Below are 23602 nucleotides of genomic sequence, written 5' to 3'. Positions count from 1 at the left end.
GAGGTTTGCGCAGGCTGTGGATCGCCGAATCGCTATGTGCTGGCGATGCGCGGGCGACCTCCCGCTGTCACCTTGATCTGGGCTGACACAAACATCTGCTGGCCTTCAACTTCAGCCTCGGCCACGTCGCGTTCAACGCGAAAATGGGGTTCATCAACGCCCGACGCCTGCGCCTTGCGTCCGGCTTCTCGATGCAATGCTGCCTCGAGCGCTGCCATGGCGGCGTTAGAGGTGTCATATCGGGCGGGCCCGTCCGGCAGATGCGCCACGAAAGTACCAGGTCCCGTGCTGGTCACCGAACCGCTGACATGCATCGCCACTTGTCCCACAACAGCCCCTATCGCATTGGCCACACCTGCATGGTCGGGCAGGATTGTCTGCGTTCCCAGCCTGTCGCCCACCGGCCCGTAATAGCTGTGCGCCGATGCCCCAAGCCCGATCAGCGGCAGGCCCAGCGACATCTGCACATTCACCAAACCTTGCCGCCGATCCAGCCCCGCGTGGGTCAAGGGATGCCGGGCAAGGGCGGCCGGATCGTCCCAACCATCCTCGGCAAAGGCCGCCTGCATCACGCAATCGACGGTCTGTGCAGTCAATTGATCAACGATCATCTGGGCCATCGCGTCGGGCCCCGCCGCAAGACGCTGACCTGCTCCCGTCCCGCGACGGGCGGCCAGGCTTAACGCCTTGCGCGCTGCCGCAGCATCCCATGTATCAAGACGACCGAGTACATGGGCCGCATCCGATGGGGTGATCCCTGCCAGCATGACCAGACCAAGGCTGACCAATCGGCGCAGCGCCGCCATTTCAAACCGCTTCTGCGCGGCCTGTCCCAACCGCATCGGCCCGGCGCGCAGCCGATCCACGATCAGCGCCTCGCGCTGGTCCAGCCCGGTTGGCGCATCCCCCCAGACCGGGATCACAAATTGCCCATCATCCACCGGCGGCACGTCCTGCGCTAAGGCGCGGTCCAACGCATCATGCACAAGGTCGGGATACACCGTCGCCGCCAGCGACATCGGCATGACGCGACGTGGCCCCAATGTCAGCCCGCCTGCCAGACCGTCCGTCAGATGCACCTCGCTATCACCGCCTAGCCCGGTTGTGCGCATCGCCACAGCCTCGACCATCGTGCGGTAGGGTCCGACACGGGCGCCCTGTGGGTCGATCAGCGGTTTGCCATCACGCAGCAGGCAGATATCGGTCGTGGTGCCACCGATATCGCTGACCATGGCGTTCTTCATGCCGGTCAGCCAACTGGCCCCGGCGACAGAGGCGGCAGGGCCACTCAGGATCGTTTCGATTGGCTTCGCCCGAGCCACGGCAGAAGACACCAGCGCCCCATCACCTCGCACCACCATCAGGGGGGCGGTGATGCCCAGATGGGCCAGATGCCCTTCGCAGGCTGTAATCAGGTGATCAACCATGCCAATCAGGCGCGCATTCAACACCGCGGTCAGCGCCCGTTTCGGGCCACCCAATGCCTGCGACAACTCATGGCCGCAGGTCACCGGTTTGCCTGTCACCTCGCGGATCAGATCGCGGGCGGCCAGTTCATGCGCCGGGTTGCGCGCGGCAAAGCTGCCTGCAACGGCAAAGCCTGTGACACCATCCTCCAATGCCTCTAACGCTGTGGTCAAAGCGGCCATATCAAGCAGGGTCTTTTCATCTCCGCTATGATAATGCCCGCCCGCAACTGTGATCACCGGATCACTGCCCAGCGCCTCGGCCAACCCGGCACGCCCCAACTCAGGCGTATCGAACCCGATAGCGACCAGGGCGACCTTGCCCCCCTGTCCCTCGACCAGCGCATTGGTGGCCAATGTGGTCGACAACGACACCATGGCAATCTGGTCGGGTGACACCTCCGCCTGGCCAAGTGCTGCATCAATCGCCGCACCAACGCCAATTGCCAGATCAGGCCGCGATGTCAGCGCCTTTGCCGATGCGACAACCCGGTCCGCAGCTTCGTCCAGCACGACGGCATCGGTATAGGTCCCGCCTGTGTCCACACCCAAAAGAAACGCCATCGCCAAAACCCTGCTGCCTGCCCGCCCTGATATGCATGATTTGGCGATTGTGTCGATGCGTTCCTTGGCCAATAGTCAGGCCATGACCGACCTTGCCCAAGCCATTACCGACCGGCGCGACGATCTGATCGCGCTGACACAGGACCTGATCCGCATTCCCACGCTGAACCCGCCTGGCGACAATTACCGCGAGATTTGCGAGTATCTGGACAAACGCTTGCAAGGCAGTGGATTTCAGACCGAGCTGATCCGCGCCCACGGCACCCCCGGCGACAGCGACAAATATCCACGCTGGAATATCGTGGCGCGACGGGAAGGCACCGCAAAAGGCGATTGCGTCCACTTCAATAGCCATATCGACGTGGTCGAGGTGGGCCATGGCTGGACCAAGGACCCGTTTGGCGGTGACCTGATCGACGGGAAAATCTACGGGCGCGGCGCCTGCGATATGAAGGGTGGGCTTGCCGCCTCGATCATCGCTGTCGAGGCCTTTATCGCAACGCATCCTGATTTTGCGGGCGCCATTGAGATCTCGGGCACGGCTGACGAGGAATCCGGTGGCTATGGTGGCGTCGCCTATCTGGCCGAACAAGGCTATTTCGATCCTGCCCGCGTTCAGCATGTGATCATCCCGGAACCGCTGAACAAGGATCGCGTGTGCCTTGGCCATCGCGGCGGCTGGTGGGCAGAGATCGAGACATTCGGCGAAATCGCCCATGGCTCCATGCCGTTTCTGGGCGATTGCGCGGTGCGCCATATGGGTGCTGTGCTGACCGAATTCGAAGACAAGCTCTACCCCGCCATGGCCACCCGCACGACCGACATGCCGGTGGTGCCGGAAGGGGCGCGCTCATCAACAATGAACATCAACTCCATCCATGGTGGCCAGCCGGAACAGGACGCGGACTACACCGGCCTGCCCGCCCATTGCGTGCCGGATAGTTGCCGGATCGTCATCGACCGCCGGTTCCTCGCAGAGGAAAATATCGACGATGTGCGCGGCGAAGTGACAAAGCTGCTCGAAGACCTCAAGGCAAGCCGCGACAAGTTCGACTATGACCTGCGTGAGATCAACGTGGTCCTGCCCAGCATGACAGACCGCGACGCGCCCGTAGTGCAGATCGTGGCAGCGCAGATCGAGCAAGTGCTTGGCAAACCCGCGGAATTTGTGGCCTCGCCCGGGACCTACGACCAGAAACATATCGACCGGATCGGCAAACTGAAAAACTGCATCGCCTATGGGCCGGGGATCCTGGAACTGGCGCATAAGCCGGATGAGTATGTCGGAGTGGAGGATATGATCGACAGCGCCAAGGTGATGGCGGGGGCTTTGGTGGATATACTATTGACCCCGTCCCGGGCTTGACCCGGGGCCTCTAGGAAGGTGCTGGTTGAGGTCCCCGGTCAAGCCCGGGACGTGTGACGCTAGACGGCGATGTTATCGATCAGCCGGACACCAGCCAGCCAAGCCGCAGCAAACAACCGGGCATCCGGAACCGTTTGATCCAACAGCGATAAATCCCTGCCATCGCGCAGTTCCAGATAGTCGATATCGTTGAACCCGGCGGCCAGTATCCGCGTCTTGGCATCCTCCGCGATGTCGCTCATCCCGTCTCCGTCACGCAATTGCGCGCGCATATCCTCCATCACTTCGGCCAACACAGGCGCCTTGATCCGCGACCGGTCCGACAGCAGCAAGTTGCGCGAGGACATCGCCAGTCCGTCCTCTTCCCGAATGGTGGGGCAGCCGACAACCTCGATCGGGATATCCAGATCGGCGGCGAGGCGGCGGACGACCTGTAGCTGCTGATAATCTTTCTCGCCAAAGAACGCGAAGTCGGCGGAGGTCTGCAGGAACAGCTTCGATACCACGGTCGCAACACCGTCAAAATGACCGGGGCGGGCAGCCCCGCAAAGCATATCCGTTAGCCCCTCCACACTGACGTTTGTCGCAAAACCATCGGGATAAATCTGTTCCGGATCAGGGACATAGATCAGATCGACGCCAATCGACTCCAGCTTTCGCGCGTCGTCTTCCTCGGTCCGCGGGTAGCTATCCAGATCGTCGGGATTGTTGAACTGCTTGGGGTTCACGAAGATCGTCACGATCACCCGGTCGCAGCGTTCGCGGGCAGCGCGGGCCAGTGACAAATGCCCCTGATGCAGCGCGCCCATAGTGGGGACAACGCCGATGGTTTCGTCTGCCTTGCGCCAGATGGCGGTCTGCGCGCGCAGGTCCGCCAAAGTCCGCTTTATGGGCGCGATCACTTGGGAGCCTCGTCCGCAAACACATGCTCTGGCCCCGGAAAATCCCGCGCCCGCACATCGGCTGCATAGGCGGCAATCGCCGCCGCCCCGTCATCGCCCAAATGTGCGTAACGCTTGACGAATTTCGCCTTGAAGGCTGTGAACAGGCCCAACATATCATCGACCACAAGGATTTGCCCGTCGCATCCTGCGCTCGCGCCGATGCCGATGGTCGGGATCGGCGCGCGGGCCGTGATTTCGTCGGCCAAACTCTCTGGCACTTTCTCCAGCACCACGGCAAAGGCCCCCGCTGCCGTCACCGCATCCGCATCGGCGAGGGCCGCATCGCGCGCATCGCCGCGCCCCTGCACCTTGTAGCCGCCAAGTGTGTTGATGGATTGCGGCGTCAGCCCGATATGAGCCATCACCGGAATGCCACGCGCCACAAGAAAGGCAATGGTTTCAGCCATTTGGGTGCCGCCTTCCAGCTTCACGGCCCCCGCCCCGGTTTCTGCCATCAGCCGAGCGGCATTGCGAAACGCCTGCTCCTTGCTTTCCTCGTACGACCCGAACGGCATGTCGATCACCATCATGGCCGAGGTCAGCCCGCGCGCGACAGCCTGCCCGTGCAGGATCATCATCTCCATCGTCACCCCAAGGGTGGATGGCAGCCCGTGCAGGACCATGCCCACACTGTCGCCCACCAGCACAAAGTCGCAGTGTTCATCCATCATCTGCGCCATCGGCGTAGTATAGGCGGTCAGGCTGACGAGCGGCGTGCCACCCTTGGCGGCGCGAATATCATCGGGGAGGGGGGCACGTTTTTTGGCAGTGGCGCTCATGATGTTTCCCTTTCCTGTTGGGCGGGAATTACCAGCCGGCGAGGTGCGTTTCTAGCGCAAATGTGTCGCCGGAGCGGAGCGTAAGATATGCGCGCGGCGGGCGTTGCGTTGCCCCCACCGCACGGTGGTTTTTGCGATTCGAGCGAATCGTGAGTTAACGCCTTATTTTGCTGTGAAATGCCCGGTCGGCATCGCGTCGGATTTGCGTCGGCAAAACGTCGGACCTTTTGGCGGGGTTTGGTGGGATTAAGGATGCGCGCGGTGGGGTTTGTTAATGGGTGTTTGGGCAAAGGATCATCAACCAGCGCAAGAGGCGGCAGATGGGCGCTGAGTGGGACGCGCTTTGTTCTGAAACATGGCAGGTACGGCTTCGTGTGGCGATTTTTGCCGATTAGAGTCGGCGTTGCATTCGCGCTTTTCCCCTCTTCGACATAAGCACGCCAAAGATCCGGGTGCTTTCGGCCGGTTCACCGGCGGCACCGGGCTTTGTTTTGGTCACACGAACGATATCTAGATTGAGTAGTCGTCTATGAGAGGTGAGGGTTTGGCAAATTTCGTCAGGTCGTCTTTGTCAGTGATCCTAATACGGTTGCCATCCACCTCGACACCATAGGGTAGAAGGCCTTTGAAGGCGCGGCTCAGATTTTCGGGGGTCATCCCAAGAGATGAGGCCAACTTACGCTTTTCGAGCGTCAGTTCGAATTCACCGGCCCCATCAAGGCCCTCGTGCTGGCGTAGCAGATAATTGGCGAGCCTTTCCAGCGACGTGCGAAGTTTGAGATCCTTCTGCGATTTAATGACCGAACGGTAGCACTGCGCCAACTCAGTCACGATGGCCCGGGCGAAATCATGGTCGGTTGCAAAGATGTCACGGACATGTTGGCTAGGGATCAGTGCGATGCGGCTTTTCTCGAGTGTCTTTGCGGACATCAGATAGGGCGCGTCCTTGATCGTGGCGGCAAGGATAAAGGTAGACACGGGACGTACTGTCGCCATCACCGTCTCGCGTCCATTCCAACCGGATGACAGCTCTACCGAGCCTGACAGGATCACGTGCAGGAAATCGCTGGGATCACCTTCAATGATCAAATCAATCTGCGGAGGGAAGTTCTGAACATACGACCCACGCATTAGCGCGCTGAAGTTCAAATCCTCCATCTCCGAAAACAGATGAAGGCTGCGCACATCAGGATAATCTGACTCGGGCATAATGTGCGACATTCTGGACTCCTCAGCCAGTTATCGTCTCGTCGTTTGATTTTTGTCAACTGCCCATTTGACACTTGGACAACCGGGTCTTGATTCCGTGATTTGTACCATTTGATAAAAATCGCTAAGTAATTTATTTCATTATGTAAATTACGGTTTCTTGATCTGCATCAAGAGGACTGTGCCGCGCGGCTGTCACCCTTTTCGCAAGGCGCTCGCAACTCTGTCCGAGCGCAAAAGCCGAAGGGGACAGTTGATGGAACTACAAAACAAGGCCACCGCCCTGTGGTCAAACTTTTTCAATGTAAAGATGGTGCAGATCAGGACCTTCCACATGACGTGGTTTGCGTTCTTTTCGTGTTTCTTTGCTTGGTTTGGGATCGCACCGCTGATGAGCGTGGTCCGGGATGAGTTGGGGCTGACACCAAATCAAATCGGCTGGGCAATCATCGGCTCGGTCTCAATGACAATCTTTGCGCGCCTGTTCATCGGTTGGTTATGTGACCGGATCGGGCCACGGAAAGCCTATACTTGGCTTCTGCTGATCGGCTCATTGCCTGTGATGGGCATCGGCCTTGCGCAAAGCTTTGAGACATTCCTGCTGTTCCGCGTCCTGATCGGTGGGATCGGGGCCGCATTCGTCATCACGCAATACCACACATCCGTGATGTTCGCGCCCAATGTGGTGGGTCAGGCGAATGCCACATCTGCCGGCTGGGGGAACCTTGGTGGTGGTGTCACACAATTTGTCATGCCGCTGCTCTTCTCGGTCATGGTGATCGGGTTTGGCTTTTCCGAAGCAGTTGGCTGGCGTTTGTCGATGGTGGTGGTGGGTATCATCATCTTCCTGACCGGTATCGCTTATTACTTCCTGACCCAGGATGCGCCTGACGGCAATTTTGATGACCTGCGTGCTGCGGGCAAGATGGAAGAGAAGGCGAAGGTCACTGGCAACTATATGCATGCCCTGAAGGACCCGCGCGTCTGGGTGCTGTTCGTGATTTACGGTGCCTGCTTCGGCATTGAGCTGACGGTGAATAACGTCGCCGCGCTTTACTTCATGGATTACTTTGACCTGAACCTCGTGACAGCCGGTTTTGTGGCCGCGTCCTTTGGTCTGATGAACCTCTTTGCGCGTACTTTGGGTGGTCTCTTCGGTGACAATTTCGGTTCTCTCTGGGGTCTGAAGGGACGGGCATTCTGGCTTTTTATCTGCCTGTTCTTTGAAGGCTGCGCCTTGATGGTGTTCAGCCAGATGAGTGTGCTGTTCTTGGCATTACCCTCGTTGATCGTCTTCTCGCTGTTCACCCAGATGGCCGAGGGCGCCACCTACTCTGTCGTGCCGTTCATCAACAAGAAGGCCCTTGGCGCGGTTGCCGGTGTGGTCGGTGCAGGCGGTAACGCCGGCGCGGTTCTGGCGGGTTTTCTGTTCAAGAACGTCATCGACTGGTCGCAGGCCTTTTTCATCCTTGGCATCGTGGTGACTTGCGCATCATTCCTGGCCTTCTTTGTCCGGTTCTCGACCCGGCAGGAAGACGAAGAGCGCGCGAACTTTGCCGCCGCCAACATCGAGACCCTGCGCTTGCGCGCGCTCAAGGCGAATGCGGCACTTGAAGAGGGCCTGATAGCGGTCGCCAAGAAAAATGGCGCACAGGCTGCCGAATAGTGCTGAACAAGGCGGGCCAGAACATGGCCCGTCCCACCCCTGAACTTGGAGAAATCAAGTGGGACAAGATCTGACAAATTGGAACATCGAGGACGACAGTTACTGGTCCTCTACCGGCAAATCGATTGCCACGCGCAACCTGTGGATATCGATCCCATCGTTGCTGTGCGGTTTTGCGGTTTGGTTGTATTGGGGCATCATCACGGTGCAGATGCTTAACCTTGGGTTTGAGTTCGCAAAATCCGACCTCTTCACCCTAGGTGCCATCGCCGGTCTGACCGGAGCAACGCTGCGTATTCCATCCACGTTCTTTATTCGCATCGCGGGTGGGCGTAATACAATCGTCTTTACCACCGCCTTGCTGATCATCCCCGCTCTGGGCACTGGGCTGGCTCTGCAAGACCCCAACACACCATTGTGGTACTTCCAGATCCTTGCATTCCTGTCGGGCATCGGCGGCGGTAACTTCTCGTCCTCGATGTCCAATATCAGCTTCTTTTACCCAAAGAAGATCCAAGGTTTTGCCTTGGGCATGAATGCCGGTCTGGGTAACTTTGGCGTGACCACCATGCAAATCCTGATCCCATTGGCGATGACAATGGGCATCTTTGGCGGCGAGAGCCGCACTTTGGTCAACACATCCGGTACCCTGATCGGTAAGATCCCCGCGGGGACCGAGACTTACATTCAAAACGCGGGCCTGATCTGGCTGGTGTTCCTGATCCCGCTGGTCATCATCGGCTGGTTCGGCATGAACAATATCCGTGATGAGCATGTCTCGCCAAACATCCCGAACCCGTTGGGTGCCTTTGCGACCATCACCGGGATGCTATTGATCGGCTTTGCAACCGCTGCCTTCGGTTTGTGGTTGCTGCTGCCAGGGACCGAGGCGGGTTTGCCGACATCCGGCATTGGCCTGTCGAAATGGATCGTGCTGCCCATCGTCATCGCGCTGACCGTCTTGGGTCTGAAGATGATCCCCGGTGCCGTAGGCCAGAACCTGAGCCGCCAGTACCAGATCTTTGGCAACAAACACACTTGGGCCATGACTGTGATCTACACCATGACCTTTGGTTCGTTCATCGGCTATTCGGCTGCTCTGGCACTTACCATCAAGGTCGTCTTCGGCTTCAGTCACCTCGAAGTGGATGGTTTGATGACCCATGACACCGTGAACCCCAACGGCCCATCGGCCTTGATGTTCGCCTGGATGGGGCCATTCATCGGCGCGCTGATCCGTCCGATTGGCGGGATGATGGCCGACAAACTGGGCGGTGCACGTGTGACGCAGTGGATTTCGATCATCATGGTCGCCTCTGCCCTGGGTGTCGCCTACTTCATTCAAGCGGCCTATGCCTCTGCGACACCGGAACAGTATTTCTACCCATTCCTGGGCCTGTTCCTGATCTTGTTCGCAGCAACCGGCATCGGCAACGGATCGACATTCCGCACCATCGCCGTGGTCTTCAACAGAGAGCAGGCTGGCCCTGCCTTGGGTTGGACCGCTGCGGTTGCTGCCTATGGCGCATTCATTATCCCCAAAGTGTTCGGCGAACAGCTGAGCGCAGGGCACCCGGAATACGCGCTGTATGGTTTTGCGGTCTTCTACACCGTCTGTATCGCAATCAACTGGTGGTTTTATCTGCGGCCCAATGCCTACGTCCAGAACCCATAAACCTGATGCCTGCCTGTCCCGGCATTCGCGCCGGGGCAGGATCACCCTGACAGGAGAAAAGACATGAGCCACCTGCTCGACAAACTGAACTTTCTGGAATCAAAGAACCTTGAAGAGTTCTCTGATGGCTTCGGCAAGACCACCAACGAAAGCCGCGACTGGGAAGACACCTATCGCAATCGCTGGCGGCACGACAAAGTTGTGCGGTCGACCCACGGGGTGAATTGCACAGGTTCATGCAGCTGGAAAATCTACGTCAAGTCCGGGATCGTAACGTGGGAAACCCAGCAAACAGATTACCCACGCACCCGCGCTGACCTGCCAAATCACGAACCGCGCGGCTGTGCCCGAGGTGCAAGCTATAGCTGGTATTTGTATAGTGCCAACCGCGTGAAGAACCCGCTGGTTCGGGGCCGTTTGATGAAGGTCTGGCGCAAGATGCGCGAGACCATGGAGCCAATCGAGGCTTGGACAAAATTGCAAGCCGATCCGATCCTGCGTGCGTCATACGTGGAGACGCGCGGCAAGGGTGGGTTTGTGCGCGCCACATGGGACGAGGCGACCGAGATCACGGCGGCGGCCAATGCTTACACCGCCAAGACCTATGGTCCTGACCGCGTCTTTGGTTTTTCGCCCATTCCTGCGATGTCGATGGTCTCTTACGCCGCAGGCTCGCGTTACCTGTCGCTGATGGGTGGCGTCTGCATGTCGTTCTATGATTGGTATTGCGACCTTCCTCCAGCATCGCCCATGACGTGGGGCGAACAGACCGACGTGCCGGAAAGCGCAGACTGGTACAACTCCGGTTACCTGCTGCTTTGGGGCTCCAACGTCCCGCAGACACGGACACCTGATGCGCACTTCTATACAGAGGCCCGCTATAAAGGCACTAAATCTGCGGTCATCTGCCCCGATTACTCTGAGGCCGCAAAATTCGGCGATGTCTGGCTGAATGCCAAACAAGGGACGGACGCCGCGCTCGCCATGGCTTTTGGTCACGTGATCCTGCGCGAATTCCACCTTGATCGTCAGGCCGAGTATTTTGAGGACTACACGCGCAAGTATTCCGACTTCCCCATGCTGGTGAAGCTGGAAAAAAGGGACGGTAAGCTAGTGCCCGGCCGTTTCCTGCGAGCCGATGATCTGGACGGCAAGCTGGGCGAAGACAACAATCCCGAATGGAAGACAGTCGCCTTTGATGAGATTTCGAACGGGCTGGTCGCGCCCAACGGTTCGGTCGGATATCGCTGGGGTGAGGACGGCGAATGGAACCTTGAGGAAAAGGCGAAAGAGGCTGACACCAAGCTGAAGATGTCGTTCGTTCTGGAAGAAGACCAGGATGATATCGTCGGAGTCGATTTCCCCTATTTTGGCGGTCAGGCCTACGGTCAGTTCGCGACCGATGCCGACCATCCCGACGTGCTGACCCGCAACATTCCTGTCAAAAAAATCAAGACTGCCGAGGGCGACATCAAAGTAGCGACCGTCTTTGACCTGTTCTGCGCCAACTACGGCCTTGACCGGGGTCTGGGCGGCGATTGGGTCACAGCCGACTACGCCGACGATATGCCTGGTACACCTGCCTGGGCCGAGAAGATCACCGGCGTGCCAGCTGACAAGATCGCCCATGTGGCCCGTGAGTTCGCGGACAATGCCGAAAAGACCCAAGGCAAGTCGATGATCATCATCGGCGCTGCGATGAACCACTGGTTCCATATGGATATGAACTATCGTGGGGTCATCAACATGCTGGTCATGTGCGGCTGCGTGGGCAAATCGGGCGGTGGCTGGGCGCACTATGTGGGGCAGGAAAAGCTGCGGCCGCAGACCGGCTGGCAGCCGCTGGCCTTTGCGCTGGATTGGAACCGTCCACCACGGCATATGAACTCCACTTCCGCTTGGTACGCACATACCGATCAGTGGCGCTATGAGACACTGAAAGCCGAGGAGATTTTGTCACCTACAGCGCCCGAAGGTGATTGGGATGCGAGCCTAATCGACTATAATATTCGTGCCGAACGCATGGGCTGGTTGCCATCTGCTCCGCAGCTGAAAACAAACCCCTTGGAGGTGGCGAAGGCTGCGAAAGAAGCAGGCAAGGAAATCTCGGCATATGTGGCCGAGAACCTCAAGTCCGGCGATCTGGAAATGTCCTGCGAGGACCCCGACAACCCCGCCAACTGGCCGCGCAACCTGTTTGTCTGGCGGTCTAACCTGTTGGGATCATCGGGCAAGGGTCACGAATACTTCCTCAAGCACCTGCTTGGCACCGATCACGGCGTGCTGGGCAAGGATCTCGGCGAAGATGGTGGCCAGTTGCCGAAAGAAGCCAAGTGGCACCCCGATGCCCCACGCGGCAAGCTGGACCTGCTGGTGACCATCGACTTCCGTATGTCGACCACTGCGGTCTACTCCGACATCGTTCTGCCAACAGCGTCTTGGTACGAAAAGGACGACATGAACACGTCGGACATGCACCCATTCATCCACCCGCTGCAGGCGGCGGTTGATCCGGCGTACGAAAGCAAATCCGACTGGGAAATCTTCAAATCCATCGCGAAGAAATTCCAGGAGATCACACCAGGTTATCTGGAGAAGGAAACCGATATCGTCGCATTGCCGATCCTGCACGACACCCCGGCGGAGATTGCGCAGGATCAGGTCAAGGACTGGAAGAAAGGCGAATGCGATCTGATCCCCGGCAAGACGGCCCCGGCCTATGTGGCGGTCGAACGCGACTACACCGCGATCTATGACCGATTTACTGCTCTTGGTCCGCTCATGGACAAGCTGGGCAATGGCGGTAAAGGCATCACATGGAACACACAGGAGGAGATCGACAATCTCTCAGCCCTGAACGGCGTGCAACTGGATGGCGCTGCGGCCGGCCGGCCCAAGATCGAAACTGCCATCGACGCCTGCGAAGTCATCCTGATGCTCGCGCCCGAGACAAACGGCAACGTCGCCGTAAAAGCATGGGAGGCGCTGGAAAAAGCCACAGGACGTGAACACGCGCATCTGGCCGAAGGTGAGCATCACCAGAAAATCCGCTTTCACGATATTGCCGCGCAGCCACGCAAGATCATTTCCAGCCCCACATGGTCGGGGATTGAAAGCGACAAGGTCAGCTATAACGCGGGCTACACCAATGTGCATGAGTTGATCCCGTGGCGCACCCTGACCGGGCGACAACAGCTTTATCAGGACCATTTGTGGATGCTGGCGTTTGGCGAAGGCTTCATGTCCTACCGTCCGCCGATTGATCTGAAAACCATCACCAAGGACGTGCAGGATGATGGCGACAACCTTGTGCTCAACTTCATTACGCCACACCAGAAATGGGGCATCCACTCCACCTATTCCGACAACCTGTTGATGCTGACGCTCAACCGGGGCGGGCCGGTGATCTGGATATCGGAGGTGGACGCCAAAAGCGCGGGCATCGTCGATAACGACTGGGTCGAGCTTTACAACACCAACGGCGCGCTGACCGCGCGGGCGGTGGTGTCCCAGCGGATCAAGGAAGGCACGACCTTCATGTATCACGCGCAAGAAAAGATCGTGAATACACCCGGATCGGAAAAGACCGGACACCGGGGCGGCATCCACAATTCGGTCACCCGCGCGGTCCTGAAACCCACCCACATGATCGGCGGCTACGCCCAACAATCCTACGGCTTCAACTACTACGGCACCGTTGGATCGAACCGGGATGAATTCGTCGTGGTCCGAAAGATGAAGAAGGTCGACTGGCTCGACAAAGAAGAAAGCTGGAAAGCACCTGCACAGGAGGCAGAGACATGAGAATCCGCGCACAAATCGGCATGGTGCTGAACCTCGATAAATGCATCGGGTGCCATACATGCTCTGTCACTTGCAAGAATGTCTGGACGAGTCGCGACGGCGTTGAATACGCCTGGTTCAACAACGTGGAAACCAAACCCGGTTTGGGCTACCCGACTGACTGGGAAAATCAGGAACGGTGGAAAGGTGGCTGGGAACGGACGAAATCCGGGAAATTGCAGCCTAAACAGGGCAGCAAATGGCGCATCCTGTCCAACATCTTTGCCAACCCCTCCATGCCCGAAATCGACGACTATTATGAACCTTTCGATTTCGACTATGACCACCTGAAATCCGCCCCCGAGATGGAGGCGTTCCCAACGGCACGCCCGCGTTCCAAGATCACCGGCGAGCGGATTGAGAAGATCGAAAAGGGCCCGAACTGGGAAGAAATTCTTGGCGGCGAATTTTCCAAACGCTCTGGCGATTACAACTTCGAAGGCATCCAGAAAGAAATCTATGGGGAATACGAGAATACATTCATGATGTACCTCCCCCGGCTTTGCGAACACTGCCTGAACCCGGCTTGCGCATCGTCCTGCCCATCAGGCGCGATCTATAAGCGCGAAGAAGATGGCATCGTTCTGATTGACCAGGAAAAGTGCCGTGGCTGGCGCATGTGTGTTTCGGGCTGCCCCTACAAGAAAATCTACTACAACTGGGAAAGCGGCAAATCCGAGAAATGCACATTGTGTTATCCCCGGATTGAAAGCGGCAACCCAACGGTCTGTTCGGAAACCTGTGTGGGGCGCATCCGTTATCTGGGCGTCATGCTCTATGACGCCGACAAGATCGAAGATGCGGCGAACATGGAGGATGAACAGGACCTCTATGATGCGCAACTGGGTGTGTTCCTTGACCCTAATGATCCCGTCGTGATCGAAACAGCGCGCGCGGACGGTATCCCAGAGGATTGGATCAAAGCCGCTCAGGAAAGCCCGATCTGGAAGATGGCGATGGAGTGGAAAGTCGCTTTCCCTCTGCACCCGGAATACCGGACGCTGCCGATGGTTTGGTATATCCCGCCGTTGTCGCCAATCCAGAATGCCGCTGAGGCGGGCGCGATTGGCACTAGCGAAGGCATGCCGGACGTCAAGGACCTGCGCATTCCGGTCAGATACCTCGCCAATATGTTGACTGCTGGCGATGAAGCCCCGGTTGTCACAGCATTGGAACGGATGCTGGCGATGCGGTCTTACATGCGCTCCAAAACGATCGAGGGCGTTATCGACGAAGGGATCGCCGCACGCGTCGGCCTGTCGGGCCGCGTGATCGAGGACATGTACAAGATCATGGCCCTTGCCGATTATGAGGACCGCTTTGTCATTCCGACAACGCACCGCGAACAGGTCGAGGAAGCTTACGACCTGCGCGGCGGCTGCGGCTTTACCGATACCAACGGGTGCGGCGGCGGTTCATCGAAGGGATCGCTATTCGGCGGCTCCAAAAAACCCCTGAAAATGCCAACGGAGGCAATGTGATATGGGCCAGCCAATAGTAGATCGTACTCTCAAAGCATTCTCACTTCTTCTCAGTTACCCGACCTGCGCGTTGCAGCATGCCATGCCCGAGATTAGCGCCATTCTGGCCTCGGACACGCGATTGACAGCAACAGCCCGTCGGGCGTTGCGCCCGCTGGTGGAGGCGCTAAGCGGGCGCGACATCTATGACCTTGAAGAGCAGTATGTGCTGCTCTTCGACCGATCGCGCACCCTGTCATTGAACCTGTTTGAACATGTTCACGGCGAAAGCCGGGATAGGGGCGGGGCAATGGTGTCACTGGTCGAAACCTACCGCGAAGGTGGTTTTGATCCTGTGACATCTGAATTGCCGGATCACTTGCCTGTTTTGCTGGAATTCCTGTCCACCCGCTCCCCTATGGTCGCGCAGGACACTCTGGCGGATGCGGCACATATCTTTGAAGCCTTGAACGCCCGGCTGATCCGGCGGGAAAGCCCTTACAGTGCCGTATTCGCCAGCCTTCTTCAGCTGGCAGGTGTGAAGGCCGACAAGGAAGCGGTCGCAGAAATGCTGGCCCAGCCTGACGATGATCCAACGGACTTGGAAGCCCTTGATGAGGTCTGGGAAGAAAGCGAAGTGCTGTTCGGCCCTGACCCCAATGCAGGTTGTCCGCAGGCGCGCGAGATGCTCGCCCAAATGGACCTGCCCATCAACCCACCACCGCAACACGCGGCAGAATAAGGAGACACCGAAATGCTTGAGAATTTCGATATCGACTTCATCATCTTCGGCATCATGCCTTATGCCGCGCTGACCATTCTGGTTATCGGCTCCATCGCCCGCTACGACCGTGATCAGTACACGTGGAAAAGCTCTTCCAGCCAGTTGTTGCGCCGCAAGCAGCTGATGTGGGGGTCCATCCTGTTCCATGTTGGGATCATCACCATCTTCTTTGGGCATTTGGTGGGCTTGTTTACCCCGGTTTGGGTGCTTGATGCGCTTGGCGTGCCTTATGCGCTCAAGCAGTGGATGGCCGTGATCATAGGGGGGCCTGCAGGGATCGCTGCGCTGATCGGAGGCACGTTGCTGTTGCACCGCCGCCTGACTGAGCCACGTATCCGCGCCACATCCAGCTGGATGGACATCACCATCATGGTGCTGATCTGGCTGCAACTGGCCATCGGCCTGCTGACAATCACGCAGACCCTGCAACATATGGACGGTTCCGAAATGGTCCGCTTTATGAGCTGGTCGCAAAGCATCGTGACATGGAACATCAACGCCTGGGTGACTGTGGTTGACGTGCACTGGCTCTATAAGCTGCATATCTTCCTGGGCCTGATCATCACCGCACTCTTCCCGTTCTCGCGGTTGGTCCATATGATCTCGGGTTTCGCGGCACCCGTGAAGTATCTGACGCGTCCCGGCTATCAGATCGTGCGGTCGCGTCGCGGCAAGGCACTGCCCAAGCGCAGCGCCCCCAAGACAACACCGGCGGAGTAAAGCAGATGAACGCAGCACTCTTCCCTGATCTGATCGTCAATGGTGAAACCGTGCCGCACACATTGGTGGCAGCGGAAACCCAAAACCACGATGCCCCGGCTGGAAAGCCGGGCATCGCCTGGCGCAAGGCCGCAAACGCCGTGGCGATCCGCACCCTTCTGTTGCAAGAGGCAAGGGCGCGCGGACTGAAACCTGAGCGTAAAGAGGTGGCGCCGGACAAGTTCGAAACAGATGAGGAGGCTCAAATCAGGGGCCTTCTTGAAATGGTCGTTGATCCGGAATTACCGGAAGACGACGCGATCTATGCGGAGTGGAAGAAAGACCCTAGCCGTTTTCGCGCGCCACCTTTGTGGGAGGTCTCCCATATCCTGTGCGCGTGCGATCCTCGCGATGAAAAGGCCAAGCACGATGCGATGCACCGGGCCGAAGCTCTGATCCCGCTCGTCGGCAAAGACGCCAAAAGCTTTGCCGTGATTGCGTCGCGTGAAAGCGATTGCGGGTCCAAATCATCCGGCGGCACCCTGGGCCAGCTTGGACCGGGCGACACCGTGCCCGAGTTCGAGGCGATCCTGCGCCATCTGGACGAGGGCGAAGTCACACCCCAACCGATCCTGACGCGGCATGGCTGGCATATCGTGCGCATGGATGCCGTGGCCCTTGGGGCCGTGCTTCCTTTTGCGGCAGTGAAACCAAAAATCGCCGAGGCCATGGAAAAAGCATCATGGGCACGGCAAGCCCAGAAATTCGTGCAAAAACTGGTCGCGTCTGCCGAAATCACCGGCGCGGACCTCCGATCCGTCTAGCCCCAAGAAGGGCGAGATAATGGGTAAACATACATGACATCTGAACAGGGGGGATTGCCTTGAACCAACAGCGGTTTCGCGGTTGGCTGAACCGCTAAAGTTCACCCACGAAGACTAACTGCGCGCGCGTCAAATTTGTCAAAAGGCTAATCAAATCGCTCAGGGCTAGGCCCCCGGCTCGACAGGACTTTCTACAGCATTGCGGTTTTAGCCAATGAAATGCCGTTGCATCTGCGGGACGAAGAAGAGGATTTGTTCCCGCCTTTCCGCGCTATGCAAGCCTAAGGATAAGATCAAAAACCATCATAAGACTGAAGAAGGATCACGCAAACGCGGGTAAGGATACGCCCCAGATCGCGCAAATTCTCGAAGCCCTCGCTGGCGCGGATATCGTCCGGCATCGGCGTGTTTTTTTTGACGGTGACACTCATGGTACCTCCTTCATTTTGGCGGGTCAGATAGTGGCGCACCGGCAGCCTTACTAATCGGAACGGGGTGTCGCGCGAGGATTGCTTGACCTGGGCTCCGCCCGTTCAAGGCGGAAACGGTCCAGTGGACCGTTTCAAAGACGCCGCTCATCCCTCACCGTTCGGTTGTTTTCGCGATTAAGCGCGAATCATGGGTTAACGCCTTATTTTGCTGTGAAATGCCCGGTCGGCATCGCGTCGGATTTGCGTCGGCAAAACGTCGGACCTTTTGGCGGCGTTTGGTGGGGTTAACGGTGCGTGCGGTGGGGTTTGTTAACGGGTGTTAGGGATTCGACATGGATGAGATCATCAATCCTGATGTTTTGTGGAAACGTTCTAATGCAGTCTGTGGGCCGTGAATGATGGAAATGTGCGATAGTGGCCGACATTGCGTTTTTGCAGTTGCTCCAGAAATGCATCCGAGCAGTACAGGCTGCGTTTGAAATACTTGTCCATCCAAAGATGGCGTCCCGCGATAGCGTCCTCGGCCCAGGTAATCTTTGGCCATACAGCGGTTTCAAGGTAGCGACGCAAGGTTCCATTCATGTGCTTTGGAACGACCTCCGATTGTTCGGGGATGATTCCATCAATCAACTGATCCGCGCGGAACAGGAAATGCTTGGTGTCAAACAACTCTTCCGACTGCGAATACAGCGAGACCAGATGAAAGAAATGTACGCCAGGCTCCATTTCTTCAATCAGCGCCTTCATGCCCTCATCAAAGAAAATATCATAGGCGAAGCGCCCGCTGCAAATTGCGGGAACAGTTGTGTGTCTTTTTCTGTTGTTTATCGTCAGGCCATAGGGAATTGGCGGAAGATCTGGATGGAAGGGAACACCATGCTCCATTCCCAAATGACTATATTTTTCAGGAAGCTGATTCTGTTCTTCTTCCGTCAGCATGTCCCCCCAGTGCAGTTCGCGACTATCAGTGATCTCTGCCGTCAGTTGCCAAGGCATTTATGATTTCCCTTCTTTTGGGCCATGCATGGTTTGCGGCTCCGTTGTTCCTAACGATTCCATGTGCGTCAGCATGATCATGATCTACGACGTCAGCGGATCGCCGTCATTTCCTGGTTGTTCTAGGTCGGATGTAGTCGAACAAGTGCATCACAATGGCCTGGTCTTGAACAACCACACTTTCAGCCCTCCGTGCGGGATGGCTGGACCTTTGGGGCCGAAGGGGAGGCCGGTGGCTTTGGCGAGGCTGGCGTCGTTGGTGACGATCCCGACCCGCCAGCCTGTGAACCGTGATTTGAGCGTTTCCCCCAGCCCCGCATAGACGCTGTAGAGCATTTTCGGATTGCCGATCCGTCCGCCGTAGGGCGGGTTGCAGATGATCAGGCCGGGGGGCCCTTCGGGTCGCTGGATGTCGCTGGCGTTGAGGTTCTGGAAGGTGATCAGGTGGCCGACGCCCGCCCGTTCGGCGTTGGCGGTCGCCATGCGCACCGCGCCTGCGTCACGGTCGGAGCCGTGGAAGTGGATGCCCGGTGCGTGGGTTTCACCCACCCTACGCAGGTCTTGCCACGTGCCGGCGTTGAAGCTGGCGAGCTGTTCGAAGGCGAAGGACCGGGTGCGGCCGGGGTGCAGGCCTGCCGCGATCTCTGCCGCTTCGATGACGAAGGTGCCGGAGCCGCACATGGGGTCGAGCACGGGTTCGCGCCCGGTGTAGCCGCATTCGCGCAGCATCAGTGCTGCCAGCGTTTCGCGCATGGGGGCCTTGCCCACAGCCTCTTTGTGCCCGCGCTTGTGCAGGCTTTCGCCGGATGTGTCGACGCTGAGTGTGACCCGGTTGTCGTCGATCCGCGCCTTGATGGCGATAGGGGCGTCGGCGCTGATCTGGTAGCCTTGCGCCTTGAGCGCATTTTCAATCCGCTGGGTGGCGGCGCCAGCGTGGTAGATCTTGGATTTGCGGGATGTCGCGACCTCGACCCGCACGGGCACGTCCGTCCGCAGCACGTCGCCCCAGGGAAATTTACGCGCCCGCTTATCCAGCTGGGCCAGGTGGAAAGCCATGAAGGACCCGATCCGCGCCAGTACCCGTGTGGCCCCGCGCATGGTCAGGTTGGCCTGCCAGACATCCGCCCATGTGCCGGTGATCGTGACCCCGCCGGGTGTGACTTTCGCATCGGCAAAGCCGTTTTCATGCGCCTCTGCCAGCAAGGCCTGTTCGAGCCCCGGGGTCGCGGTCATGAAAATTTCGAACCTGTTTGTCATTGGAGGTGCATAGTGGTAAGCCTGTGGCGCGCGCAAGGGTGGGTGGCCGACGATGGATGACGGGTCTCTGGGGGCTATCCCAGTGGGTTTGCCGAACACGCGTTCATTGTGACCGGCTGATCCTTTGGGTTGTAGCAATTTTTTGCCTGCCGATCTGGCAGTGATCAGCGCCTTATCGCCCTGAAACTGGGTCCGCGTCAGTCCCCTTTGCCCGCGGTGCATGGGCTGCCTACAAGAGTCTCCGGGGCGCTTGGAGAGACACAATGAAATATCATCTTTCGGTCCTGGCGGTCTGCGCCCTCGCAGCCTGCGGGAGCAGCAGCGGTGGATCCAGCACGTCAACGATGGGTGCATCGAATTTGCAGGCTACGCCCTCCGTGCCCAGCGCGCCCACCAATCAGAGCTTTGCGGGTCTGCTGAACAATGCCCGGGCCGGCAATGGCGCCGGTGCCGTCAGCTATGATGCCCGTTTGGGTGCGGCTGCCCAGGGCCATGCCAATGACATGCTGGCCAATAACTATTTCAGTCATACCGGGCGCAACGGGTCGAGCGCTGGCGATCGCATCAGGGCGCAGGGCTATAACTGGCGGACCTATGGCGAGAATATCGCCCGTGGTCAGCAGACCGAGGCGGATGTTTTTCGTTCCTGGCAGAATTCCAGTGGGCACCGGCGTAACAATCTAAACCCGAATTTCGAGGAATTTGGTCTGGCCAAGGCCGGGTCCGGGTCAAACAAGTATTGGGTTCTGGTGCTGGCGACCGAGCGTTAGAAGTTCGATGAAATCCCGACCCGTGCCTGCAGTTGTGAACTGGTGAACTGGTCCACATTGGATTTGGTTCGCCGTGCGGAGACCGACACGCTGGGCGAAAAGCCGAAATAGCTGATATCCTCAAAGATAACCGTGCCGCCGATGCTCGCATAATCGTCCCGGCGACCGTCGAGTGAGAGCGAGAATTCCTTGTATTCGGTGTGCCCCACGCCGAGGGAGAAAGACCATTTGGTCCCCAGTATCGCCTGATCGAAACCGTAGCCCAGCGTCAATTGGGTGTCGGTGAAGTTTTCTTCGATATCGTTGGCGTCGTTGAACAGCCCTGTCACGGATACATCCAGCCGGTCATTATTGGGAAGTGTCTGGGTGTATAGCAGCCCGAGCGTGTAGATGAACCGGTCAGGAAATCTGTCGTCGATCAGTTTGCGTTCTTCCAGTTGCCCGATGACACCTAAGACGGCGGACGGTCCCATCTTCATATCCTGTCGCAGTGACACCCGCCAGTTGTTCCACAACAGGTCCCCGCTATACCACACCCGGCCCAGCCCCAGTGACAGGCTTGTCGGTCCTTCGGGCGAGACCAGCCATTCCTGATTGATCGAGATATCGGCCAGCGCCAAGGCATAGTCACTGCCTGACAGGTCAGGCACCCGATCTTGCGTATCTTCCGACAGGGTGTAAGTCCGCCCGAACACGTAGAGGCCCAGAGACGTGCGTTGCCGGTCGGAACTGGCAATCCTGTACGAGAGTTGCGCATCGCCTGAATACTCGATCCCCGACAGCGCCACGCTGCTGGGGGGCAGTCCGAATTCGATGTCCAGCCCTTCGAGCCTGAACGTGTCGCTGTCCGCCCCGTTATTAATGTTATCGGATGGTGCTGCGTTGAAATTGAACTGTGCGGAAAGCGGGTTTTCTTCGCGGATTCGGCTGAATTCGGTGACGATGGTCGCCGCGTCCTCGCTTGAGTTGATGTGGTTGGCCGCCTGCCGCAGCCACCATTCGGCCCGCACATATTGCCGTGCCGCAAACCGTGCCCCGCCAGCCAGACGGGCCGATTGCAGCTTTTCCTCCCGGGTTTGCGCGATGCGGTAAGCCTGGCCAGCAGTTCGGGCGGCCTCTGGATGCTGTCCCAGCTCCGATAGGGCTAAAGCCCGCAAGAAGAGTGCGGCGAAATTGTTGGGGGATTGTTCCAGGGCGGCATCGCTCAGCGTCAGCGCGGTTGCCGGATCACCCCCGGTCAGGGCCGTTTCCGCGTCCAGCACGATCTGGTCGGTCGCGGTTTGCGCAAACGCCGTCGTGGCACACAGCGCGATGGCACCGCTGAGACGACAAAGAAAGTTCATAATCGCAAGGCCTTTTACATCATAACGCCGCTGGAATGCGCGAAACTACCGACAATTGTGACATGGGCAAGGCATCCCGCAATTGTGGCCAAAACATGGCCGTGAAACGCGTGATGTGAGCGAAATATCGCCGTAAAATCAATGCGTAACGCTGACCGCTTACGAGATGATGATGTTGTGTCTACCACTTCTGTCTGGGGGCCCAGGAGATGATAGATGAAGTACGCAATTTCTTTGGTGGCCCTTTGCCTGCTGCCAGCATGTATGGGTGGCGGGTCGGACGGACCATCGGCCCCGACAACACAGCTCAACACTGACTTTGGCACCCTGCTGAACGGCGCCCGCATGAGCAATGGCGCTGGTGAGGTTGATTTTGACATACGTGTCGCCAACGCGGCAGACTTCCACGCACGGGATATGGTCAGGGACGGGTACTTCGGTCATGACGATGTGATAGATCCGCTTGCCGATTGTGGAGACCCCTGCGACGCTGGTGAACGTCTGCTGGACCAAGGCTATACTTGGAAAGTGTTTTACGAGGGCATTGGTCGCGGCAACAACCTGACCCTTCAGCAGCTGTTGGACGCGTGGGAAGCCGGTGGTGCCGGTGCCGACTTCAGTGTCGATAATGACAATGGGGCGTCGAACAACATTAACCTTGCCGATTTTGAGCATTTTGGCATCGCAAAGGCCGGGCCTGATAATAACCAGCGCTGGGTTCTTTTGCTGGCTGATCCCACAGACCCTTAAGAGCCCTGTGGCGTTCTGGCGGTTTCCGGTTTCGGTTTCGGCTTGGTGATCTCTTCCAAGGCCCTGAGTGGCCGCTTGACCGCCTCGCCCAGTCCCGGGCGGGTCGGCGCGGCCATTTGCTTGCTGACTTCGACGATCAGAACCCCACCGGCCACGACGAAAGGCATGTTGTGACCGACCTTTTCAAGCAGCCCTGCTGATTTGCGCCAGAGCTTGGCTGAAGACGGCGGTTGGTAGAGCGCCGATAAGGTGTGTTCGGTGACAAAGCGATGCTTGCGCAACTGCGCCTCAAGCTGGCCCAGCGAATAGGGTCGCCCGTAGCCGAACGGTGTGGCGTCTGATCGTGACCAGAGCCCGCCCCGGTTGGGCACGATGAATATTGCCCGCCCGCCAGGGCCGAGGACCCGCCAGGCCTCGTCCAGCAGCGACGATGGCGTTTCGGATGTTTCCAGCCCGTGCATCAGCACCAGTTTGTCCACATGCCCGGTTTCCAGCGGCCAGAGCGTGTCTTCGCACAGCACGCTGACATTCTGCGCATCGGGCGGCCATGGCATGACGCCTTGCGGGCCGGGCATCAGCCCGATCACCCGCCGCGCGTCTTTCAGATAGGGCCGCAGCAGGGGGACCGCAAAGCCGAAGCCCACGACCATCTGTCCCTTGGCCTCTGGCCAGAGGTTCACCAGTTCATCCCGGATCACCTTTTGCGCAGCCCGCCCCAACGCGCTGCGGTAGTAGAAATTTCGCAGATCAAGCACGTCGAGATGCATTGCGGTTTG

19 protein-coding genes are annotated in these 23602 nt (G+C 58.4%); 10 read left to right on the top strand and 9 right to left on the bottom strand.

Features of this window, described 5'->3' with window-relative positions:
• Nucleotides 1-32: 32 nt before the first annotated feature.
• Entirely contained in the window at nt 33-2030 is a 1998-nt protein-coding gene (locus tag ACFWW4_RS13010; protein WP_411891248.1) for a hydantoinase/oxoprolinase N-terminal domain-containing protein, read from the bottom strand.
• A gap of 82 nt (nt 2031-2112) precedes the next feature.
• Here ACFWW4_RS13010 and ACFWW4_RS13005 point away from each other — a divergent pair, with 82 nt between their 5' ends.
• Nucleotides 2113-3396, top strand: coding sequence for an acetylornithine deacetylase/succinyl-diaminopimelate desuccinylase family protein (locus ACFWW4_RS13005; RefSeq protein WP_411891366.1), 1284 nt, complete (start codon nt 2113-2115; stop codon nt 3394-3396).
• A 59-nt stretch (nt 3397-3455) separates the two neighbouring features.
• Here the strand turns inward: ACFWW4_RS13005 and panC are convergent, their stop codons facing one another.
• The 3 genes from panC to ACFWW4_RS12990 form a co-directional block, all read right to left on the bottom strand.
• Complete coding sequence (gene panC / locus ACFWW4_RS13000) at nt 3456-4298, bottom strand: pantoate--beta-alanine ligase (RefSeq protein ID WP_411891247.1); 843 nt, start codon at nt 4296-4298, stop codon at nt 3456-3458.
• Nucleotides 4295-5119 (bottom strand): 3-methyl-2-oxobutanoate hydroxymethyltransferase, encoded by an 825-nt coding sequence (gene panB, locus ACFWW4_RS12995; protein WP_411891246.1) that lies wholly within the window; start codon nt 5117-5119, stop codon nt 4295-4297. The genes panC and panB overlap by 4 nt, the downstream gene beginning before the upstream one ends.
• Before the next feature lie 510 nt (nt 5120-5629).
• The gene (locus tag ACFWW4_RS12990; protein ID WP_411891245.1) at nt 5630-6340 is read right to left on the bottom strand and encodes a cyclic nucleotide-binding domain-containing protein; all 711 of its coding nucleotides are present in this window, start codon (nt 6338-6340) and stop codon (nt 5630-5632) included.
• 244 nt (nt 6341-6584) lie between these two features.
• Between ACFWW4_RS12990 and ACFWW4_RS12985 the strand changes: the two genes are divergently transcribed.
• The 7 genes from ACFWW4_RS12985 (at nt 6585) to ACFWW4_RS12955 (ending at nt 17279) form a co-directional block, all read left to right on the top strand.
• Nucleotides 6585-7994 carry an MFS transporter gene (locus ACFWW4_RS12985; protein WP_411891244.1) on the top strand — a complete coding sequence of 470 codons (1410 nt, stop codon included), beginning with the start codon at nt 6585-6587 and terminating at the stop codon, nt 7992-7994.
• A 58-nt stretch (nt 7995-8052) separates the two neighbouring features.
• Entirely contained in the window at nt 8053-9669 is a 1617-nt protein-coding gene (locus tag ACFWW4_RS12980; RefSeq protein ID WP_411891243.1) for an antiporter, read from the top strand.
• A 63-nt stretch (nt 9670-9732) separates the two neighbouring features.
• Nucleotides 9733-13473 carry a nitrate reductase subunit alpha gene (locus tag ACFWW4_RS12975; RefSeq protein WP_411891242.1) on the top strand — a complete coding sequence of 1247 codons (3741 nt, stop codon included), beginning with the start codon at nt 9733-9735 and terminating at the stop codon, nt 13471-13473.
• Nucleotides 13470-14993, top strand: coding sequence for a nitrate reductase subunit beta (narH, locus tag ACFWW4_RS12970; RefSeq protein ID WP_411891241.1), 1524 nt, complete (start codon nt 13470-13472; stop codon nt 14991-14993). The genes ACFWW4_RS12975 and narH overlap by 4 nt, the downstream gene beginning before the upstream one ends.
• A gap of 1 nt (nt 14994) precedes the next feature.
• Nucleotides 14995-15714, top strand: coding sequence for a nitrate reductase molybdenum cofactor assembly chaperone (narJ, locus tag ACFWW4_RS12965; RefSeq protein ID WP_411891240.1), 720 nt, complete (start codon nt 14995-14997; stop codon nt 15712-15714).
• A 12-nt stretch (nt 15715-15726) separates the two neighbouring features.
• The gene (narI, locus tag ACFWW4_RS12960) at nt 15727-16476 is read left to right on the top strand and encodes a respiratory nitrate reductase subunit gamma (RefSeq protein WP_393927214.1); all 750 of its coding nucleotides are present in this window, start codon (nt 15727-15729) and stop codon (nt 16474-16476) included.
• A 5-nt stretch (nt 16477-16481) separates the two neighbouring features.
• Nucleotides 16482-17279, top strand: coding sequence for a peptidylprolyl isomerase (locus ACFWW4_RS12955; RefSeq protein WP_411891239.1), 798 nt, complete (start codon nt 16482-16484; stop codon nt 17277-17279).
• Nucleotides 17280-17572: 293 nt separating this feature from the next.
• Here the strand turns inward: ACFWW4_RS12955 and ACFWW4_RS12950 are convergent, their stop codons facing one another.
• The 3 genes from ACFWW4_RS12950 to ACFWW4_RS12940 form a co-directional block, all read right to left on the bottom strand.
• The gene (locus tag ACFWW4_RS12950; RefSeq protein ID WP_411891238.1) at nt 17573-17710 is read right to left on the bottom strand and encodes a hypothetical protein; all 138 of its coding nucleotides are present in this window, start codon (nt 17708-17710) and stop codon (nt 17573-17575) included.
• Nucleotides 17711-18082: 372 nt separating this feature from the next.
• A complete protein-coding gene (locus ACFWW4_RS12945) occupies nt 18083-18706 on the bottom strand; it encodes an imm11 family protein (protein ID WP_411891237.1) in 624 nt (207 codons plus the stop codon).
• Nucleotides 18707-18856: 150 nt separating this feature from the next.
• Nucleotides 18857-19963, bottom strand: a complete 1107-nt coding sequence (locus ACFWW4_RS12940; RefSeq protein ID WP_411891236.1) for a THUMP domain-containing class I SAM-dependent RNA methyltransferase — start codon at nt 19961-19963, stop codon at nt 18857-18859.
• A 263-nt stretch (nt 19964-20226) separates the two neighbouring features.
• Here ACFWW4_RS12940 and ACFWW4_RS12935 point away from each other — a divergent pair, with 263 nt between their 5' ends.
• Entirely contained in the window at nt 20227-20733 is a 507-nt protein-coding gene (locus ACFWW4_RS12935) for a CAP domain-containing protein (RefSeq protein ID WP_411891235.1), read from the top strand.
• Here ACFWW4_RS12935 and ACFWW4_RS12930 read toward each other — a convergent pair.
• Nucleotides 20730-22076, bottom strand: coding sequence for a hypothetical protein (locus ACFWW4_RS12930; RefSeq protein ID WP_411891234.1), 1347 nt, complete (start codon nt 22074-22076; stop codon nt 20730-20732). The genes ACFWW4_RS12935 and ACFWW4_RS12930 overlap by 4 nt on opposite strands.
• A 216-nt stretch (nt 22077-22292) precedes the next feature.
• On the opposite strand from ACFWW4_RS12930, the gene ACFWW4_RS12925 reads away from it, so the two are divergent.
• Nucleotides 22293-22826, top strand: a complete 534-nt coding sequence (locus tag ACFWW4_RS12925; protein WP_411891233.1) for a CAP domain-containing protein — start codon at nt 22293-22295, stop codon at nt 22824-22826.
• Here the strand turns inward: ACFWW4_RS12925 and ACFWW4_RS12920 are convergent.
• Nucleotides 22823-23593 carry a class I SAM-dependent methyltransferase gene (locus tag ACFWW4_RS12920; RefSeq protein WP_411891232.1) on the bottom strand — a complete coding sequence of 257 codons (771 nt, stop codon included), beginning with the start codon at nt 23591-23593 and terminating at the stop codon, nt 22823-22825. The two genes, ACFWW4_RS12925 and ACFWW4_RS12920, sit on opposite strands and share 4 nt — an antisense overlap.
• Nucleotides 23594-23602 lie beyond the last annotated feature (9 nt).

The sequence above is a fragment of the Yoonia sp. SDW83-1 genome, from assembly GCF_046762885.1.
Taxonomy (GTDB): domain Bacteria; phylum Pseudomonadota; class Alphaproteobacteria; order Rhodobacterales; family Rhodobacteraceae; genus Yoonia.
Note: the sequence above shows the minus strand (reverse complement) of the source record. Positions and strands in the feature narration are given on the sequence as shown.

Coding starts and splice junctions, on each gene's coding strand:
- ACFWW4_RS12920 (WP_411891232.1), bottom strand. CDS start 23,593: ATGCATCTCGACGTGCTTGATCTGCGAAATTTCTACTACCGCAGCGCG.
- ACFWW4_RS13010 (WP_411891248.1), bottom strand. CDS start 2,030: ATGGCGTTTCTTTTGGGTGTGGACACAGGCGGGACCTATACCGATGCC.
- ACFWW4_RS12955 (WP_411891239.1), top strand. CDS start 16,482: ATGAACGCAGCACTCTTCCCTGATCTGATCGTCAATGGTGAAACCGTG.
- narI (WP_393927214.1), top strand. CDS start 15,727: ATGCTTGAGAATTTCGATATCGACTTCATCATCTTCGGCATCATGCCT.
- ACFWW4_RS12935 (WP_411891235.1), top strand. CDS start 20,227: ATGAAATATCATCTTTCGGTCCTGGCGGTCTGCGCCCTCGCAGCCTGC.
- ACFWW4_RS12975 (WP_411891242.1), top strand. CDS start 9,733: ATGAGCCACCTGCTCGACAAACTGAACTTTCTGGAATCAAAGAACCTT.
- panB (WP_411891246.1), bottom strand. CDS start 5,119: ATGAGCGCCACTGCCAAAAAACGTGCCCCCCTCCCCGATGATATTCGC.
- ACFWW4_RS13005 (WP_411891366.1), top strand. CDS start 2,113: ATGACCGACCTTGCCCAAGCCATTACCGACCGGCGCGACGATCTGATC.
- ACFWW4_RS12945 (WP_411891237.1), bottom strand. CDS start 18,706: ATGCCTTGGCAACTGACGGCAGAGATCACTGATAGTCGCGAACTGCAC.
- ACFWW4_RS12950 (WP_411891238.1), bottom strand. CDS start 17,710: ATGAGTGTCACCGTCAAAAAAAACACGCCGATGCCGGACGATATCCGC.
- narH (WP_411891241.1), top strand. CDS start 13,470: ATGAGAATCCGCGCACAAATCGGCATGGTGCTGAACCTCGATAAATGC.
- ACFWW4_RS12990 (WP_411891245.1), bottom strand. CDS start 6,340: ATGTCGCACATTATGCCCGAGTCAGATTATCCTGATGTGCGCAGCCTT.
- ACFWW4_RS12940 (WP_411891236.1), bottom strand. CDS start 19,963: ATGACAAACAGGTTCGAAATTTTCATGACCGCGACCCCGGGGCTCGAA.
- ACFWW4_RS12985 (WP_411891244.1), top strand. CDS start 6,585: ATGGAACTACAAAACAAGGCCACCGCCCTGTGGTCAAACTTTTTCAAT.
- ACFWW4_RS12930 (WP_411891234.1), bottom strand. CDS start 22,076: ATGAACTTTCTTTGTCGTCTCAGCGGTGCCATCGCGCTGTGTGCCACG.
- narJ (WP_411891240.1), top strand. CDS start 14,995: ATGGGCCAGCCAATAGTAGATCGTACTCTCAAAGCATTCTCACTTCTT.
- ACFWW4_RS12925 (WP_411891233.1), top strand. CDS start 22,293: ATGAAGTACGCAATTTCTTTGGTGGCCCTTTGCCTGCTGCCAGCATGT.